18 protein-coding genes and 1 tRNA gene are annotated in these 15,766 nt (G+C 71.1%); 12 read left to right on the forward strand and 7 right to left on the reverse strand.

The genetic code is table 11. From position 1 onward, the window contains the following. Positions 1–484, reverse strand: a 484-nt coding sequence (locus GTW67_RS00215; RefSeq protein WP_161162744.1) for an ATP-binding cassette domain-containing protein, incomplete at its 3' end; no start/stop codon positions are given. Positions 485–888: 404 nt separating this feature from the next. Here GTW67_RS00215 and GTW67_RS00220 point away from each other — a divergent pair. Next, positions 889–972 (forward strand) — tRNA-Leu (locus GTW67_RS00220). Between the two features lie 108 nt (positions 973–1,080). On the opposite strand, the gene GTW67_RS00225 is transcribed toward GTW67_RS00220, so the two are convergent. Together GTW67_RS00225 and GTW67_RS00230 are read right to left on the reverse strand one after the other, a co-directional pair. Next, the gene (locus tag GTW67_RS00225; protein WP_202436607.1) at positions 1,081–1,620 is read right to left on the reverse strand and encodes a GNAT family N-acetyltransferase; all 540 of its coding nucleotides are present in this window, start codon (positions 1,618–1,620) and stop codon (positions 1,081–1,083) included. Further along, entirely contained in the window at positions 1,617–2,921 is a 1,305-nt protein-coding gene (locus GTW67_RS00230; protein ID WP_161162745.1) for an NsdA family TPR-like regulatory protein, read from the reverse strand. The genes GTW67_RS00225 and GTW67_RS00230 overlap by 4 nt, the downstream gene beginning before the upstream one ends. Before the next feature lie 210 nt (positions 2,922–3,131). Here GTW67_RS00230 and GTW67_RS00235 point away from each other — a divergent pair, with 210 nt between their 5' ends. The 9 genes from GTW67_RS00235 to GTW67_RS00270 all read left to right on the forward strand — a co-directional run bounded on the left by GTW67_RS00235 (position 3,132) and on the right by GTW67_RS00270 (position 11,073). Continuing rightward, complete coding sequence (locus GTW67_RS00235) at positions 3,132–3,563, forward strand: hypothetical protein (protein WP_161162746.1); 432 nt, start codon at positions 3,132–3,134, stop codon at positions 3,561–3,563. Beyond that, the gene (locus tag GTW67_RS00240) at positions 3,556–4,101 is read left to right on the forward strand and encodes an ATP-binding protein (protein WP_161162747.1); all 546 of its coding nucleotides are present in this window, start codon (positions 3,556–3,558) and stop codon (positions 4,099–4,101) included. Before GTW67_RS00235 ends, GTW67_RS00240 begins: the two co-directional genes overlap by 8 nt. Positions 4,102–4,249: 148 nt before the next feature. Then, entirely contained in the window at positions 4,250–4,381 is a 132-nt protein-coding gene (locus tag GTW67_RS38065; RefSeq protein WP_272920445.1) for a hypothetical protein, read from the forward strand. 65 nt (positions 4,382–4,446) lie between these two features. Next, a complete protein-coding gene (locus tag GTW67_RS00245) occupies positions 4,447–5,628 on the forward strand; it encodes a TfuA-like protein (RefSeq protein WP_161162748.1) in 1,182 nt (393 codons plus the stop codon). Next, a complete protein-coding gene (locus GTW67_RS00250) occupies positions 5,628–6,773 on the forward strand; it encodes a YcaO-like family protein (RefSeq protein WP_161162749.1) in 1,146 nt (381 codons plus the stop codon). Before GTW67_RS00245 ends, GTW67_RS00250 begins: the two co-directional genes overlap by 1 nt. Then, positions 6,766–7,584 (forward strand): methyltransferase domain-containing protein, encoded by an 819-nt coding sequence (locus GTW67_RS00255; RefSeq protein WP_161162750.1) that lies wholly within the window; start codon positions 6,766–6,768, stop codon positions 7,582–7,584. Before GTW67_RS00250 ends, GTW67_RS00255 begins: the two co-directional genes overlap by 8 nt. Then, a complete protein-coding gene (locus tag GTW67_RS00260) occupies positions 7,581–8,624 on the forward strand; it encodes an NAD(P)H-dependent glycerol-3-phosphate dehydrogenase (RefSeq protein WP_161162751.1) in 1,044 nt (347 codons plus the stop codon). The genes GTW67_RS00255 and GTW67_RS00260 overlap by 4 nt, the downstream gene beginning before the upstream one ends. A gap of 200 nt (positions 8,625–8,824) precedes the next feature. Then, positions 8,825–10,003, forward strand: coding sequence for a 4-hydroxybenzoate 3-monooxygenase (locus tag GTW67_RS00265; RefSeq protein WP_161162752.1), 1,179 nt, complete (start codon positions 8,825–8,827; stop codon positions 10,001–10,003). 158 nt (positions 10,004–10,161) lie between these two features. Beyond that, positions 10,162–11,073: a Bax inhibitor-1/YccA family protein gene (locus GTW67_RS00270; RefSeq protein ID WP_161162753.1), complete on the forward strand. Its 912-nt coding sequence runs from the start codon at positions 10,162–10,164 to the stop codon at positions 11,071–11,073. A gap of 134 nt (positions 11,074–11,207) precedes the next feature. Here the strand turns inward: GTW67_RS00270 and GTW67_RS00275 are convergent, their stop codons facing one another. After that, positions 11,208–11,438, reverse strand: a complete 231-nt coding sequence (locus tag GTW67_RS00275; RefSeq protein WP_161162754.1) for a DUF4287 domain-containing protein — start codon at positions 11,436–11,438, stop codon at positions 11,208–11,210. A gap of 103 nt (positions 11,439–11,541) precedes the next feature. On the opposite strand from GTW67_RS00275, the gene GTW67_RS00280 reads away from it, so the two are divergent. Then, a complete protein-coding gene (locus tag GTW67_RS00280; protein WP_346010521.1) occupies positions 11,542–11,853 on the forward strand; it encodes a hypothetical protein in 312 nt (103 codons plus the stop codon). A gap of 22 nt (positions 11,854–11,875) precedes the next feature. Here the strand turns inward: GTW67_RS00280 and GTW67_RS00285 are convergent, their stop codons facing one another. From GTW67_RS00285 to GTW67_RS00295, 3 genes are all read right to left on the reverse strand, one after another. Further along, on the reverse strand, positions 11,876–12,658 hold the full coding sequence (locus GTW67_RS00285; protein WP_161162755.1) for a hypothetical protein: 783 nt from the start codon (positions 12,656–12,658) through the stop codon (positions 11,876–11,878). Positions 12,659–12,949: 291 nt separating this feature from the next. Further along, entirely contained in the window at positions 12,950–14,170 is a 1,221-nt protein-coding gene (locus GTW67_RS00290; protein ID WP_161162756.1) for an acetyl-CoA C-acetyltransferase, read from the reverse strand. 231 nt (positions 14,171–14,401) lie between these two features. Next, positions 14,402–15,427, reverse strand: a complete 1,026-nt coding sequence (locus tag GTW67_RS00295; RefSeq protein ID WP_161162757.1) for an SGNH/GDSL hydrolase family protein — start codon at positions 15,425–15,427, stop codon at positions 14,402–14,404. 168 nt (positions 15,428–15,595) lie between these two features. Between GTW67_RS00295 and GTW67_RS00300 the strand changes: the two genes are divergently transcribed. Beyond that, on the forward strand, positions 15,596–15,766 hold a 171-nt coding region (locus GTW67_RS00300; protein ID WP_161162758.1), incomplete at its 3' end, for a pyridoxal-phosphate dependent enzyme.

The following is a 15,766-nucleotide window of genomic DNA, read 5'->3' on the forward strand; positions in this document are numbered from 1 at the left end:
CGACGCGCTGCTGCTGGCCGCCGGAGAGCTGGGCGGGACGGTGGCCGAGCCGGCCGGAGAGGCCGATCATCTGGATCACGGAGTCCACCCACTGCTTGTCCGGCTTGCGGCCCGCGATGTCCATCGGGAGGGTGATGTTCTCCAGCGCGGTGAGCGTCGGCAGCAGGTTGAACGCCTGGAAGATGAAGCCGATCTTGTCCCGGCGCAGCTTGGTGAGCTGCTTGTCCTTCAGCGAGCCCAGCTCGGTGTCGCCGATGCGCACGGAACCGGAGGAGAAGGTGTCCAGCCCGGCGACGCAGTGCATCAGCGTGGACTTGCCGGAGCCGGACGGGCCCATGATCGCGGTGAACTCGGCCTGCCGGAAGTCGACGGAGACCCGGTCGAGGGCGACCACCTGGGTCTCGCCCTGGCCGTAGATCTTGGAAAGCTCCGTGGCGCGCGCGGCCACGGCGGTGGACCGGTCGGCGATGGGTGCGGAGGTCACGGGAAGGGTGCTCCTGTCGGTGCGGCGGTGTGCTCGGGGACGTCATCCATCGTCCCGTCCGGGGCGTGCCGTGTAGTCAGCCGCTGTTCCGGTTTCGGGGGGCGACTGTGGTCGGACGGCCGGGCCCCGTGTCATACCTGCGGATGACGGCGACCCTGACGGGCGAGGTCGCGGGCGCGCGCGGAGAACGGGGCGGGCGCCCTTCTCCGGAGCGGTGAAATCCCGTCAATCCGCGTGCGCGGCGGGCCGCGGCACGCAAGGCTGTTGGCAAGTGCTGATGGCCTGCCCCCGGAACTGATGCCCCCTCAGGCGCCAATAAAATAAGACAACATCGGGTCGCCCGCCCTCTGCCGGAGAGGGGTGTCTCGATAGGGTCAAGGCGCTCGACGCGGTGCCCATGGCCTGCCCGGATGGTGGAATGCAGACACGGCGAGCTTAAACCTCGCTGCCCCTTCGCGGGCGTGCCGGTTCAAGTCCGGCTCCGGGCACTCACCGCGCAGTGTCACTGGTGCGCGGCTTCTCCGGGCTCGCTGTCCGGGGCAAGCGCACGCCGCGGCCGACCTGGGCCCTCGCAGGGCGGCGGCCGCGTCGGCCGGTCACGTGGTGCGACGGACCATGACCGTGAGGAGCGGAGACGCCGGCGATGGCTGGCTGTGTCCGATGTCCTCGTATCCCCACGTCCTGTAGAGGGCGTGGACCTTCCCGTCTCCGGCGGCCGAGTTGACCATGAGCGTGACGTACTGTTCGTCACGCGCCAGGAGCAGGGAGTCATGGATGCGCCGGGCGGTGCCCGTTCCGCGCCAGGCCGGGCTCACGCCGATCTCCTTGAGCGCGACGGCCGGCTGCGCGGTGTACTCCTCGGCCGGCGGGGGAGTGGTCCGCTGCCAGTACCGGTCGCCGTGCTCGATCGTGTTCGCGTAGGCGTAGCCGATCGGCTGCTCGTCGGCGTACGCGAGGACGGCGAGGAACCCTGGCTCGTAGCCGTGCCGGTCCAGCCTCTCGCCGAATGCGGTCACCGCGTAGTTGGGGAGGTGGAGCAGTGGAGCGCGTACCTCGGCGTAGACGTCGAGGAGGTCGCCGCGGGCGGCGTCGAGGTCGGTGAACTGGCGGAGCTCGATGGTGGGGGCCGTGGTCATGCGCGGGTCCTCCAGGCGGCGGTGTGCTCGGTCCAGGTTTGCGTGGTCGGGCTGCCGGGCGCAGTGGCGCGCAGCGCGGCTCCGAACTCTTGCAGCATGCGGGACACCCGGGCGTGTTGGGTAGCGGCACTGGCCGGGACCCTCATCGCGGTGGCGGCGGCCGTGTCGGTGTCGCCCTGGGCGAGTTGAGCGTGCGCGAGGCGGGTCGTGGTGATGGCCCGGGAGCGAACCATGTGAGGGCGCAGGCCGGCGAGGCAGCGGTGCGCGTGGAACTCCGCAGTCGGGTAGTCGCCGAGGGCCAGGTGGGCGGACAGCGCGAGGGAGTCCAGCTCGGCCTGGTCGTAGAAGGCGAGCATCCAAACGGGCCGGTAGTCGGCCTGGTCCGCACGGTCCATGGCTTCCTGCGCCTGCTCGAACGTCCGGCGGGTGCTGCTGGGGGCGTGGGCGGCGCCGTGAATGGCTGCCTGCCGGGCGAGACCGAGGGAGGCGAACATGGGGTCTCGGCGGGTGATGTGGAGATTGCGGGCGACATCGTTCGCGGCCAGGGCGTCTGCGGGGCGGCCCATGTGCCGGTACATGGTGCCCGCGTGGCTCCAGATGCGGAACTTGATCGCCTGGTCGCCGCTCATCTCGGCGAGTGCCTGCGCCTCGCGCATGTGCATCTGGGCGTCGGCGTAGCGGCGGCCGTCGATGGCTGCCCACATCGCCGACGACCGGAAGGACGCCGCGCACGCGTACAGGCTGTTGCGTACGCGCTGGGTGGCGTTGCCGGATCGCTGGAGGTTGAGGGCTTCGTCGGCGAGCGCGGCGGCGCGCTGCTCGATACCGAGCTGCCCGCCATGGAGGTGATCGCTGGCGACGATTCCGGCGAACCGCTCCTGAAGGCGAGCGACGTCGCTCATACCGATACGGCGAGCGGACGGGCCGGGGGCTGCGGCCTCGGCTGAGGTGCCGGTCGCGGCTGCGGCGGCTGCGGCAGCAGCGATGCCGCCGACGAGGGTACGACGCTTCATGTCGGGGTCCTCCTGCTGTGGGGTGGGCACGGACGGGGCCCGGCCCCGTGGCACGAACCCAAGAGCTGTGACGGGAAGACCGGTGACGTCTTCGAGCGCCATGCGGGTCGCGGAGTTGGGCCATCGGACACGCCCGGATTTCCAGCCGCGTACCGACGACCCATCGTGTCCGCCAGGTCGGCCGGTCAGGCGCTCCACGGCCCTGTTCACCGCTTCCGCCAGGGCGTTGGAGCTATGGCCGTGCTCCCTCATCCACGCCTCTAACGCCACGTTGCGCGTGGGATCCATGTACGGACCGTAGCGTCACCCGGTCATTCCGTCATGTAAACAAGGGGTCAAATCCCCCTAGGTGCCTACGCATGATCCGTACCGCATTGTCCTAAGCGATGTGCTGAGTGGGGGAGTTGTCTGGTCATTGGCGGCTCGTTCACGGGCCCCTCCCCCTCCCGCTCCCTGGGCGGGGTCCGCTCCCTCACCCCCGATCGAGGCGTGATGACCATGACCGCGCAGGAGAACAGAGCACCGGCTCTCGACGGACTCGATCCCCATCCGGTAGCCCCCGTCGTCACCGGCAGGGAACGGCGTCTCACCATCGAGCAGTGGCTGCTGAGGGCGGCCGATGACGAACGCCGGGCCCGCAAGGAGTGGCAGCGCGACGGAACCGCGCTGCTGCGCTGCGGACGGTCCTTCAGCGCGGTGCGTATCCCCCTCGGGCTCGTGGAGATCGCTGCGGGCACGCAGGACCGCCAGCGGATGCGCGCATACCTGCACGAGGCGCTCCTCGGCGTGCCGTTCCCGGGCGCCGGACCTGAGGCGCGGTCGCACTGGCTCGTGCAGCTGGACTCTCCGGACGAGGTGTGCGTGCCGGACGCCGTTCTGCAGATGCTGACGTTCGCCTGCTTCCGCGCGGCGCACCAGACCAATGGGTGATGTCCTGAGGGGCCGCCGGGATGTCGGCGAGGACGGCCGGCCCGTTGTCTCCGCCACGTTTCCTCGAGACGCCGCGTCCGTCCCGGCCGCCCGCCGCCTCGTGCGCGCCGCCGTGGACGAGTGGGGTCTGTCGGGCCTCGCCGACGTGGCCGACTCGATCACCTCGGAACTCGCCACCAATGCCGTGCTGCACGCATGCCGGGAGAGCTTCCGAGTGACGGCCCGGCGGCTCTCCGACGAGCAGTTGCAGGTCTCGGTCACTGACCTGAGCCGCAACCTGCCCAAGGTCGCCGAGGCCGACGACGACTGGGAGAACGGACGGGGCCTGCTCCTCGTCGATGCCCTGGCGCAGAAGTGGGGCGCCGAGCCGTTGAGGTGGGGCAAGCGCGTGTGGGCCGACCTCGCGGTGCCGCCGTCACCCGAGCCGCCCGTCCGCGAGATCCCGATATACAGCAGCCACCGCGCGCAGGTCGTCTACGTCATGGCCCTGCTCGCCGTCGCCACCACCGTCATCGTCGGCCTGACCGCCCAGCGATGACGGTGCCCCCCCGAGACTGCTCCGTCCTGACCGTCCTCCCCAGGCTGGAGTGTCAGACTCCGGGCCGCCACCACGGTGGTCCGGGGCCCGGCGCGGTGACCGCCGACGCCGGGCGTCCAGATCAACCGACTCAACGAAGTGAGGCTGCATGTCCAAGGCTCAGGAAGCCGCGAAGACCACCGCCACCGTCGCCGACGCGAACGACGTCGCGGCCCTGGTCGACACCTCGGCCGTCGTGCGCTCCGAGGACGTCGAGCAGGAGGAGTGCTACACCTTCTGACCCCCGGGCTCGGAGGGCGCCCGGTCACCACGGTGGCCGGGCGCCCGCTCACTTTGGAGGATGACGTGATCCACGTCTTCACCGGGCCGACGCTGAGCCCGGACCATCCCGCCCTGCACGACCAGGCGGTGCGGGTACTGCCACCGATCCGACATGGCGACCTCTTCCATCCGCAGATCACCCCCGGCGACACGGTCGTCATCATCGACGGCGTCTACCACCACTCGCCGGCCATCCGGCACAAGGAGATCATCTGGGCGCTCGCACGGGGTGTCCGCGTGATCGGCGCAGCCAGCATCGGTGCGCTCCGGGCCGCCGAGCTGACCGAGTGCGGCATGCTCGGTGTCGGCTCCGTCTGGTACTCCTACGTCTCCGGCCAGCTGGACGGTGACGACGAGGTTGCCGTCGCCCAGTCGACCAACGGCGATCTGCGATCGTGCACCTGGCCCCTGGTACGCGTGAGGAAGGTCGCGAGTGCGGCTGCTCTGCTCCAGGTGCTGACCCCCGCCGAGGCGCACCACCTGATCCGTGACCTCGCAGACGTCTACTACGCCCACCGCTCGCTCGATGCTGTCATGCAGGTCAGCCGTCGTCAGGGCAGGCACGTATTCGCTGCCTGGCTCGCTCGGGAACTCACTGCCGACGAGCACTTCTGCGACACGAAGCGTGAGGACGCGCTGGAGGCCATCGGCCTGGCCCAGGAGATGGCCGGCGTTCCGGTCGAACCAGTCGAGTGTCTGACCTGGTCGACGCGCTGCTTCCGGCAGTGGGCCAACCGCTTCGCCGCGCAGAACACCGACTGCGGCCGGCTTCCGACCCTGGCCCGAGTCAGCTACCAGCAGGTGTTCGACCCCGAGTTCAAGGCCATCTGGTGGGACTACCTGTCCGCATTCGGTGCGACTGACCTGCCCCGGACACTGGCGTGCAAGGTGATCAACACGCGCACCGACCTGACCGACGACACGACGGCGGCTCACCTCCTCGCTCACGAGACGTCGCAAGACCGCGCCTGCATCGGCGAGTACGCGGCCGTCAACGACAAGGCTCGCCGGGCGAACGGGCAATTCTTCCCGGAGGCGATCAAGGAAAGCGTGGTGCGGGACATGCTGGCCGCCATCTGGCGCACCGACCATGCCGGACTGGAAGAGGAGGCCTGGCTACGCGGCCTGCACGGCCTGCGCGAGGCCGTCGACGCAGCCCGCCCGTTCGCACTCGGCTTTCTCAAGGACCAGGAGGACGTCGCGTGATGACCTCGATCACCCTGACCGGCACCGTGCGGGCGCGCACCGCCGAGGAGACATGGCGGGCGCTTCAGCCCGAGATCAGCCGACTGGGCATCAGCCGGGTGGCCCGCCTCACCGGCCTGGACCATCTCGGCATCCCCGTGTGGACAGCCGTGCGCCCTCACGCGCGCACGCTGGTCACCTCGCAGGGCAAGGGCGCCGACGACACCCTCGCGAAGATCTCGGCCGTCCTGGAATCCGCCGAACTGTGGCACGCGGAACAGCCCTTGAAAGCGGACGCCCGCGGCGCCCACCGCGACTTGGACGTGCCCTACTCCTTGCAGGACCTTCCGACGAAGGTCGATGACCCGGCGATCGATGCCCTGCCACTGGACTGGGTCACCGGCCGCGGCCTCACTTCTGGCGAAGACGTTCTGATCCCCGCCGACATCGTCCGCCGTCAGCAGCACCGCGACGGCCGGCCGGAACTCTTCTACGTCACCTCCAACGGTCTCGCGTGCGGCAACGACCTGACCGAGGCCACGCTGCACGCGCTGCTGGAGGTCGTTGAGCGCGATGCGCTTCACGACGACTACGTGACCGGCAGTCCGTACCGGACGCTCATCCTCCCGGGTACGGTCACCGACCCGTACTGCCGGGACCTGATCGCCCGGTTTCTCGACGCCGGCATGTGGCTGGAGATGGCGTGGGTCGAGAACGCGCACCATGTGCCCGTGTGCGCCGCCTACATCTGGTCCGAGGACTACCCGGTCGTCTTCGCGGGGTCCGGCTGCCACTTCGACCCGCGGGTCGCACTGTCGCGTGCGCTCACGGAGGCCGCGCAGTCCCGGCTGACGTGCATCGCCGGCACCCGCGATGACCTCGACTCGCACGAGAACGCGTTCGTGGCCGGCCCGGCCCGGCCGGCACTCGCGGACCTCCCGACCGGCGACTGGAAGAACCTGACGCGCTACCGGCTCCCGGCCCACCACGACCTTGACGTGCACCTGGCCGCGATCACCGCGAGCGTCGCCCGCGTCACCGGCCACGAGCCGGTCGGCTTCACCCTTCACGACGATGAGGCGTACGCGGCCGTGAAGGTGGTCAGCCCCGGCCTGGAGATGCGCGTCATCCGGTCCATCCCCCGTCCGGGAGGCCGCCGTGCCTGACGCCGCACTCAGCGAGACCGATGAGGAATACGCCAGGGTGTACGACGCCATGCACTCGGCCCGCGCGTCCAGCTCGATCGTCCGGCAGCTGTACGCCCGGGCCATGGGCGACGCCTACCCCTGGGACGTGGACCCGGCGAGCTCGGCGGACTGGCCGCTGCTGGGCATGATGGTCGGGGCGCTGCGCATGCACCCGGACCAGCAGCTCATCGACCTCGGATGCGGAACTGGCGGCGTCGGCCTGTGGCTGGCCCGGGCGCTCGGCGTCGCCGTGACGGGCGTCGACGTCTCCGCTCTCGCGGTCCGGCTGGCCGCCGACCGGGCATCAGCCTTCCAGCTCCCGGCGGACCGCGCGAGCTTCGTCGTGGGCTCGCGGACGGGCACCGGCCTGCCCGACCAATACGCCGACGCCCTGGTGTGCGTCGACGCCCTCGGTAAGCGGGTCGACCGGCCTGCGGTGCTGGGAGAGATCCGGCGCGTCCTCAAGCCCGGTGGCCGCGCGGTCGTCACCTCCAGTCGCTCCCGGACCCCGCAGCCACCGTCGTGGCCCGAGGACGCCGCCCGCGCCGGGTTGATCCTGGAGGCCGGCCACGAGCGGCCTCACGAGCCGCAGATGTGGAGCCGCCTGTACCGGCTGTGGAATCAGCACGAGGACGAGTTGCGCGGACAGCTCGGCGACGAGCAGGCCGACAGCATGTTGTACGAGGCGCGCATCCACGAGCCGAGGCTCGGAAACCGGCAGGCGCTGGTCGTTACATTGAGGCGCCCCCGCAACGACGTACCCCGAGCTGCAAGGAGCACCCCCGCATGACCTCCAGTCGTGTCGCTGTCTACGGAGCCGGATCGTGGGGGACTGCGTTCTCCGCCGTCCTCGCCGACGCCGGACGCGAGGTGACGCTGTGGGGCCGTCGTGCGGAGCTGGTCGACGCCATCAACGCCACGGGCGTGAACGGCGACTACCTGCCGGGTGTGCAGTTGCCCCGGGGCGTGCGGGCGACCACCGATCCGGCCGAAGCGGCGCGCGAGGCGGACATCGCCGTTCTGGCGGTCTCCGCCCAGTACGCCCGGCCGCTGCTGGACGAGTGGCGCGAGCTATGGGCGCCGCGCACCGTGTTCGTGTCGCTGATGAAGGGCGTGGAGCTGGGTACCAACCGGCTGATGAGCGAGGTCATCGCCGAGACGACCGGCGCGGGGCCCGACCGGATCGCCGTGCTGTCCGGGCCGAATCTCGCGCGGGAGATCGTGCACCGCAAGCCGGCGGCGAGCGTCGTCGCCTGCGCCGACGAGGGCACAGCCGCGTTCGTCCAGGACGCCTGCCACACGCCGTACTTCCGGCCGTACACGAACCATGACGTCGTCGGCTGCGAGCTTGGCGGCGCCATCAAGAACGTCATCGCTCTCGCGGTCGGCGTCACTGACGGCATGGGGTTCGGAGACAACGCCAAGGCGGCCTTGGTCACCCGTGGCCTCGCCGAGGCGACGCGGCTCGGCGAGGCGATGGGAGCGGACCCGCTGACTCTGGCCGGGCTGGCGGGTATGGGAGACCTGGTCGCCACCTGCTCGTCCACGCTGTCGCGGAACCATTCCTTCGGCTACCGGCTCGGCCAAGGTCTGACAGTGGACGAGGCCAGGGAGCTGACGAAGCAGACGGCGGAGGGTGTCGCCTCCTGCGAGGCGATCCAGGCACTCGGGCACCGGCATGCGGTCGAGTTGCCGATCACGGAGGCCGTGGTCGACATCATCCATGGCGGTCAGGACCCGAAGGACGTCGTGGAGGTCCTGATGTCGCGTGCCACGAAGCCCGAGGGGCTCGGGCACGGGAGCCGAGTCGACAACAGCCGTCGAGGATGAGCGTGAGGGCATGCGGCCGGCCCGGACACGCTCGACGCCGACAGACCGCGACGGCGGCCGGATCGGTGCGGGCGTCCCTGAACCGTTGACAGCCGCGTGCGAGGACCCGAGACTCGGCGCAGGATCGCGTGAAGGAAACTTCACTATGCGAACAATGCGGCAGCCCTCGCGGCAGCGACGCCAATCGAAGGGAACGACCGATGCGCACCACCGTCGGCATCATCGGGGCCGGCCCCGCCGGACTTCTGCTCGCCCGGCTGCTCCACACCGCCGGGATCGACTCGGTCGTCCTGGAGAGCCGCGACCGCGCCTACGTCGAGCGGCGTCAGCGCGCCGGGATCCTGGAGCAGGGCACGGTGGACGTGCTGCGCGCGGCCGGGGCGGCGGAGCGCCTGGACCGCGAGGGGCTGCGCCACGACGGCATCGAGCTGCGCTTCGACCGGCGGCGCCACCGCGTCGACTTCCCCGCGCTCACCGGCGGCCGGTCCGTGACGGTCTACGCCCAGACCGAGGTCTGCAAGGACCTCATCGCCCTCCAGCTGAAGGAGGGCGGCCCGCTGCTCTTCGAGGCGGAAGCCCTGGCCGTCGAGGACGCCGCCACCGACCGGCCGCGCGTCCGCTTCCGGCACGGCGGCACAGACGGAGCAGTGGACGTCCTGGAGTGCGACTACGTCGTCGGCTGCGACGGCTTCTGGGGCGTGGCCCGGGCGGCCGTGCCCGACGGGCGCACCTTCGAGCGGACGTACCCCTACGGCTGGCTCGGCATCCTCGCCGACGTCGCCCCCTCCCACGACGAGCTGGTCTACGCCCGTCACGACCGCGGCTTCGCCCTGCTGTCCATGCGCTCCCCGTCCGTCTCCCGCCTCTACCTCCAGGTGCCCGAGGGCACGGACGCCGAGACGTGGAGCGACGAGGAGATCTGGGCCGAGCTGGAACGCCGCTTCGAGACCGACGACGACTGGCGCCTGGAGCGCGGGCCGATCACCCAGAAGTCCGTCACGCCCATGCGCTCCTACGTCCACGAGCCCATGCGGCACGGCCGCCTCTTCCTGGCCGGCGACGCCGCGCACATCGTGCCGCCCACCGGCGCCAAGGGCCTCAACCTCGCCGTCGGCGACGTCGTCACCCTCGCCCGCGCCCTCACCCACCAGCGGCAGACCGGCTCCGCCGAACTGCTCGACGCCTACTCCGCCACCTGTCTGCGCCGGGTCTGGCAGGCCGAGCGGTTCTCCTACGACATGACGACCCTCCTGCACCGCGCCCCCGGCGCCACGCCCTTCGACGACCGCCTCCAGGTGGCCCGGCTGGACCGGATCGCGTCCTCCCGCGCCGCCGAGACCGACCTCGCCGAGGCCTACACCGGCTTCCCGATCGGCTGAGAGGCTCAGGCGGCCCCGGCAGTGAGGGGAATCACCGTCCCGCGTAGCGTGTTCCGCGTCAGGACGAGGGAAAGATCCTCCCCAAGCAGTAGGGTCAATCCTTTGCCGTTCTATTACTCTTGAGCCAAGGCTGCGCAGTGTGGCCATGGAGGAGTGAAATGAGGAGCAGAAACCCGGTCTTCTCGCGACGGGGGTTCAGCCGCGACAACGGCTACGCGGGCTTCAACGCCGCGCCGCAGGCCGGGGGTCCCGCCGTCGCCACGCAGGGCAACCCGTACGCGCAGGGCGCCCCGTACGCCCAGCCCGCCGGCAACCCCTACGCGCAGAACCCGTACGCCCAGCAGGACCAGCAGTACGGCACGCCGCCGCAGGCGCCGGCGACCACCGGCCGCATGACGATCGACGACGTCGTGATCCGCACCGGATCGACGCTCGGCCTGCTCATCGTCACCGCCGCGCTCTCCTGGGCGCTGCTGCCGGTCGACGACGCCAACATCAGCCGTTCCTACGGGATCGGCATCGGCGCCGCGCTGATCGGCATGGTCCTGGCGTTCGTCCAGTCCTTCAAGCGCAAGCCCACGCCGGCGCTGATCCTGTCGTACGCGGCCTTCGAGGGCGTCTTCCTCGGCGTCGTCTCCAACATCGTCGACAACCGCATCGCCAGCGGCGCGGCCATGCAGGCCGTGATCGGCACGATGGCGGTCTTCGCCGGTGTGCTGATCGCGTACAAGGCCGGCTGGATCCGCGTCAACCGGCGGTTCTACGGCTTCGTGATGGCCGCCGCGCTCGGCTTCGTCTTCCTGATGATGGTGAACCTGCTGTTCGCCGTCTTCGGGGGCGGTGACGGCCTCGGCTTCCGCAGCGGTGCCCTCGGTGTCGTCTTCGGCATCGTCGGCATCATCCTCGGCGCCTGCTTCCTCGCCCTCGACTTCAAGCAGGTCGAGGACGGGATCGCCTACGGTGCGCCGCGCGAGGAGGCCTGGTTCGCCGCCTTCGGCCTCACGCTGACGCTGGTGTGGATCTACATGGAGTTCCTGCGGCTCATCTCGATCCTCAACAGCAGCGACTAGCGGTACCGCGACGCTCCGCCCGCCGGAGCGCCGCGTGCACAGGAAGGGGCCCCGGGCACAGCGCCCGGGGCCCCTTCGTCGTCTTCGGCGTCCTCGTCGTTCATGTCGTCGGCAGCGCGGCGGACGGTGCACGCCTAGAGCAGATTGCGCGCGGCCCTCCTCAGGTCGTACTCGTGGACGATGGCCTTCGCGTGGCCGTACGCGAGGTTGTGTTCGTGGCGGAGCCAGCTGACCTTCTCCTCGAAGCGGAAGAGAGCGGGGCCGTCCTCGACGGCGCGCAGCCAGTCGGCGATCTCACGACCGGTGCACTGGGGGATGCGGGCGAGCAGATTGCGGTGGGTCTCCTCGGAGAAGACATGGGACATCGGCGCCTCCGGGCGAAAGGGGATGTAAGCCGGTCCTTCAGGTCACCGTGCCTGAGCGTCCGCCCGTTGGCAACAGTCCCGGAACGCCGCGTACGCTCACGCCGTGGTTGATACGACGCCCTTGACCCGTGCCGTGGACGACTTCGCCGACCGGCTGCGGGCCGCCCCGCAGAGCCGGCTGCAACGCGGTGCCGCCGCCGAGGCGCTGGAGCTGGCCAGGGAACTGTCCCGGCGCGCCCAGCTCGTGGAGGAGCCCGGCGCCGAGCCGCGCCAGATGCCGGACGCGGGGATGTTCGCCGCGGCCGACCAGATCGCCGTCGCCGCACACGACCTGGCCGTGGTCCTGACGGACGCGGCCCAGGTGGAGGAGGCGGTGCGCGTGGTGGAGGAGGCCCGCAAGCGGGCCGGGGTGTGAGGGCGCGGGGCGCCGGGCGTGACTACAGGGACGCGATGACCCGGTCCGCCAGGATGTAGACGTTCTCCTCGCCGCAGGCGAAGGTCAGCGTGTAGGCGCCGGAGATGCCCGAGCCGCCCAGCAGGTACGGCGTCCGGCCGGCGCGCAGGGCGGCGGCCAGGCGCTCCGCGGTCTCGCGGTGGCCCGGCGTCATGCACAGAGTGGTGCCGTCGGCGAAGACGTACACGTCGAGCGTGCCCAGCGGGCCCGGGCGGACGTCCGCCAGCGCGACGTGGGAGGCGGCCAGCTCCTCCAGCGCGGCGACGGTGCGCTCGTGGTCGTTCACGGCCGGCGAGGGGTTCGGCACGAAGTCCGGGTGCGAGGGGTGCCGGCGGCGGGCCGCGGCCAGCTCGGCGGACTCACCGGCCGGCTCGTCGGCGTCCGCGCCCGGCTCGGCCACCGGCTCCAGGCCCACCAGGTCGGCCTGGCGGGGCAGGAACAGCTCGCTGTCGGACAGACCGAGCAGCAGGGGTGCGTCGGACGCGTCGCGGGACTCCTGCGCCGCCCAGAAGGCGCGCGCCTCGGCCAGCTCCCGTTCGCGCTCCTCGGCCAGTGCCTCGGCGACGGCGGCGCGTATCTCCTCGGCGTCACTGACGCCGCGGGCGGCCGGGATGCGGCCGCGCTGTGCGGCGGCGCGGCTCTCGGCCAGCTCGGTGTGCAGGGCCGCCACCTGGCGGCGCAGCACGAGGACGGTGCGCAGGACGGCGACGCCCACGGCGCCGGTGGCGGCCGTGGTGAGCAGCAGGGCGATCGGCATGGCGCTCACTGACTTACTCCCGGTTCAAAGTCGACCCCCGACTTACTACCTCAGCTTGAAGGGCGGACTAACCGTCTGTCAGTGCGTAACGTCACGAAACGGACAGGACTTAGGGCCCGTCAGGTGCGGGTGTGGCTGGTCTGACCTGCGGAAATCAGGGTGACGGGAGAGGTAGGTCACATCCTGGGGGAGTTTGGGTCACAAAACGGCCCAGAACCCTGTGTCCACAGGGTCCCGGGCCGAAGGGTGACGCTGGGTCCCCGGAGGGCTACTGACGGTCTTTCAGCGGCCCGTTCCGGTTCAGCTCAGGCGCTCGATGACCATGGCCATGCCCTGGCCGCCGCCGACGCACATCGTCTCCAGGCCGAACTGCTTGTCGTGCCACTGGAGGGAGTTGATCAGCGTGCCGGTGATGCGGGCGCCGGTCATGCCGAAGGGGTGGCCGACGGCGATGGCGCCGCCGTTGACGTTCAGCTTCTCCAGCGGGATGCCGAGGTCGCGGTAGGAGGGGATGACCTGCGCGGCGAACGCCTCGTTGATCTCGACCAGGTCGATGTCGCCGATGGTCAGCCCGGCGCGGGACAGTGCCTGCTTGCTCGCCTCGACCGGGCCGAGGCCCATGATCTCGGGGGAGAGGCCGGAGACGCCGGTGGAGACGATCCGGGCGAGCGGGGTCAGGCCCAGCTCGCGGGCCTTGGTGTCGCTCATGACGACGAGGGCGGCGGCGCCGTCGTTGAGCGGGCAGCAGTTGCCGGCGGTGACCAGGCCGTCGGGGCGGAAGACGGGCTTGAGGCCCTGGACGCCCTCCAGGGTGACGCCGGCGCGCGGGCCGTCGTCCTTGGACACGACGGTGCCGTCGGGGAGGGTCACGGGGGTGATCTCGCGCTCCCAGAAGCCGTTCTTGATGGCTTCCTCGGCGAGGTTCTGCGAGCGGACGCCGAACTCGTCCATGTCCTCGCGGGTGACGCCCTTCCAGCGGGCGAGGTTCTCGGCGGTCTGGCCCATCGCGATGTACGGGTCGGGGACGAGGCCGTCCTCGCGCGGGTCGTGCCAGGTGGTGCCCTCCTGCTGCGCGACCTCGGCGGTACGGGCCTCGGCCTCGGCGAAGAGCGGGTTGCGGGTGTCCGGCAGGCTGTCGGAGTTGCCCTTGGCGAAGCGGGAGACCATCTCGACGCCGGCCGAGATGAAGACGTCGCCCTCGCCGGCCTTGATGGCGTGCAGGGCCATGCGGGAGGTCTGGAGCGAGGAGGAGCAGTACCGGGTGATGGTGCAGCCGGGGAGGTGGTCCATGCCCATCTCGACGGCGACGATCCGGCCGAGGTTGTTGCCCTGCTCGCCGCCGGGCAGGCCGCAGCCGAGCATCAGGTCGTCGATGCTCTTCGGGTCCAGCTCGGGGACCTTGGCGAGGGCCGCCTGGATGATCGTGGCGGCCAGGTCGTCGGGGCGCAGGTCCTTCAGCGAGCCCTTGAAGGCGCGGCCGATGGGGGAGCGGGCGGCTGAGACGATCACGGCTTCGGGCATCACGGCTCCAGTGGCGAGGGATTGGGCGGCTGCTGGGGAAGTTACCCGGACGTATGGCCTGGGTCACGGGTATGGGTGTGTGACATGGACCGCAACTTTCTAAGCGCTTGCTTTTGCCTCCGGCGGGTGGGCGGGCACGACGGTGCGGGGTTGCGGGGCGCCGTGGTCGGGTGCGGGTTGTGGAGGGCTGGTCGCGCAGTTCCCCGCGCCCCTTCGGGGCGTGATGGCGCCCTACCTCCGTTGGGCCGATGTCGCCGGTTCCGCCTCCGAGACCCTCCGTCGCCGCCGGCGCTTCAGCAGCGCCCAAGGACCCCGCGGCCCCGTCGGCATCGCGGCGGCGACCTCCGTGCCCGCCTCGTCCGCGGCCTCGGCCGCCGCCCGGGCCACCGGCAGGAAGCCCTCGCGGCGGGCGACGTCGGGACGCTCCTCCTCCGCCGGCCACAGGCCGAGCGCCGCGCACACCGACGGCAGGACCGCCATCGCCGCCGTGGCGTACCCCTCGGCGGAGGGGTGGTAGTTGTCGGGGCCGAACAGCTCACGCGGATTCTCGGCGAACTCCGGGCCCAGCAGGTCGCCCAGCGACACCGTGCGCCCGCCCTGCTCCACGACGCCGATCGTCTGCGCCGCCGCCAGCTGCCGCGAGGTCCGCCGGGCCAGCCAGCGCAGCGGCTGCGGCACCGGCTCGATCGTGCCGAGGTCCGGACAGGTGCCGACCACCACCTCCGCGCCGGCCGTGCGCAGCCGCCGTACCGCCGTCGACAGGTGCCGCACCGAGCGGGTCGCCGGCATGCGGTGGGTGACGTCGTTCGCACCGATCATGATCACGCAGATGTCGGGCATCCGGCCCGGGTCGGCGAGCACCACCGCCACCTGCCGGTCCAGGTCGTCCGAACGGGCCCCCGGCAGCGCGACCGAGTGCAGCTCCACCGGCCGTTCGGACACCGCCGCGAGCCCCGAGGCCAGCAGCGCGCCCGGGGTCTGCCCGGACCGGTGCACGCCCTGGCCCGCGGCCGTGGAGTCGCCCAGCATCACCAGCCGCAGCGGCACCTCGGCGGCCGTCGTGAGGGTGCCGCCGTACAGTCCCTCCGCGTTCGGCACCCGGTCGGGCGTGCCGATGCCCACCCGGCGCCTGGCCAGCTGCACCTCCGCCAGCAGCAGACCGACTGCGGCCGCGCCGGCCAGCCCGATCCCGCCGCCGCCGTACGCGGCGCCGGCCGCGATCCGCCGGGCCACCCTCGCCCTCGACATGCTCGTCATACGTCGCCGCCACCTCCATCGAGCCGTACACCCACTGCTTGCCCCGTACGGACGGTCGCCCAATCTCAACGGGGAGTGAACGACCGACACAGGGCATGGACGGGCCGGCAGGCCATAGGCTGGCGGAACCCATCACGACCACATCTTTTGCGGCATCCGGAGACCACGGTGCATTTCCACGACTCGATGATCAGCCTCGTCGGCAACACCCCGCTGGTGCGGCTCAACAGCGTGACCAAGGGCATCAGGGCCACCGTCCTGGCCAAGGTGGAGTACTTCAACCCGGGCGGCTCGGTGAAGGACCGCATCGCCCTGCGCATGATCGAGGCCGCCGAGCAG

Source organism: Streptomyces sp. SID5910 (genome assembly GCF_009862125.1).
Taxonomy (GTDB): domain Bacteria; phylum Actinomycetota; class Actinomycetes; order Streptomycetales; family Streptomycetaceae; genus Streptomyces.

Bases quoted from the DNA above. Each gene is read 5' to 3' on its own strand.
- GTW67_RS00225 (WP_202436607.1), bottom strand. From the start codon at position 1,620: ATGACCACGGCCCCCACCATCGAGCTCCGCCAGTTCACCGACCTCGAC.
- GTW67_RS00230 (WP_161162745.1), bottom strand. From the start codon at position 2,921: ATGGATCCCACGCGCAACGTGGCGTTAGAGGCGTGGATGAGGGAGCAC.
- GTW67_RS00235 (WP_161162746.1), top strand. From the start codon at position 3,132: ATGACCGCGCAGGAGAACAGAGCACCGGCTCTCGACGGACTCGATCCC.
- GTW67_RS00240 (WP_161162747.1), top strand. From the start codon at position 3,556: ATGGGTGATGTCCTGAGGGGCCGCCGGGATGTCGGCGAGGACGGCCGG.
- GTW67_RS38065 (WP_272920445.1), top strand. From the start codon at position 4,250: ATGTCCAAGGCTCAGGAAGCCGCGAAGACCACCGCCACCGTCGCCGAC.
- GTW67_RS00250 (WP_161162749.1), top strand. From the start codon at position 5,628: ATGACCTCGATCACCCTGACCGGCACCGTGCGGGCGCGCACCGCCGAG.
- GTW67_RS00260 (WP_161162751.1), top strand. From the start codon at position 7,581: ATGACCTCCAGTCGTGTCGCTGTCTACGGAGCCGGATCGTGGGGGACT.
- GTW67_RS00265 (WP_161162752.1), top strand. From the start codon at position 8,825: ATGCGCACCACCGTCGGCATCATCGGGGCCGGCCCCGCCGGACTTCTG.
- GTW67_RS00270 (WP_161162753.1), top strand. From the start codon at position 10,162: ATGAGGAGCAGAAACCCGGTCTTCTCGCGACGGGGGTTCAGCCGCGAC.
- GTW67_RS00275 (WP_161162754.1), bottom strand. From the start codon at position 11,438: ATGTCCCATGTCTTCTCCGAGGAGACCCACCGCAATCTGCTCGCCCGC.
- GTW67_RS00290 (WP_161162756.1), bottom strand. From the start codon at position 14,170: ATGCCCGAAGCCGTGATCGTCTCAGCCGCCCGCTCCCCCATCGGCCGC.
- GTW67_RS00295 (WP_161162757.1), bottom strand. From the start codon at position 15,427: ATGACGAGCATGTCGAGGGCGAGGGTGGCCCGGCGGATCGCGGCCGGC.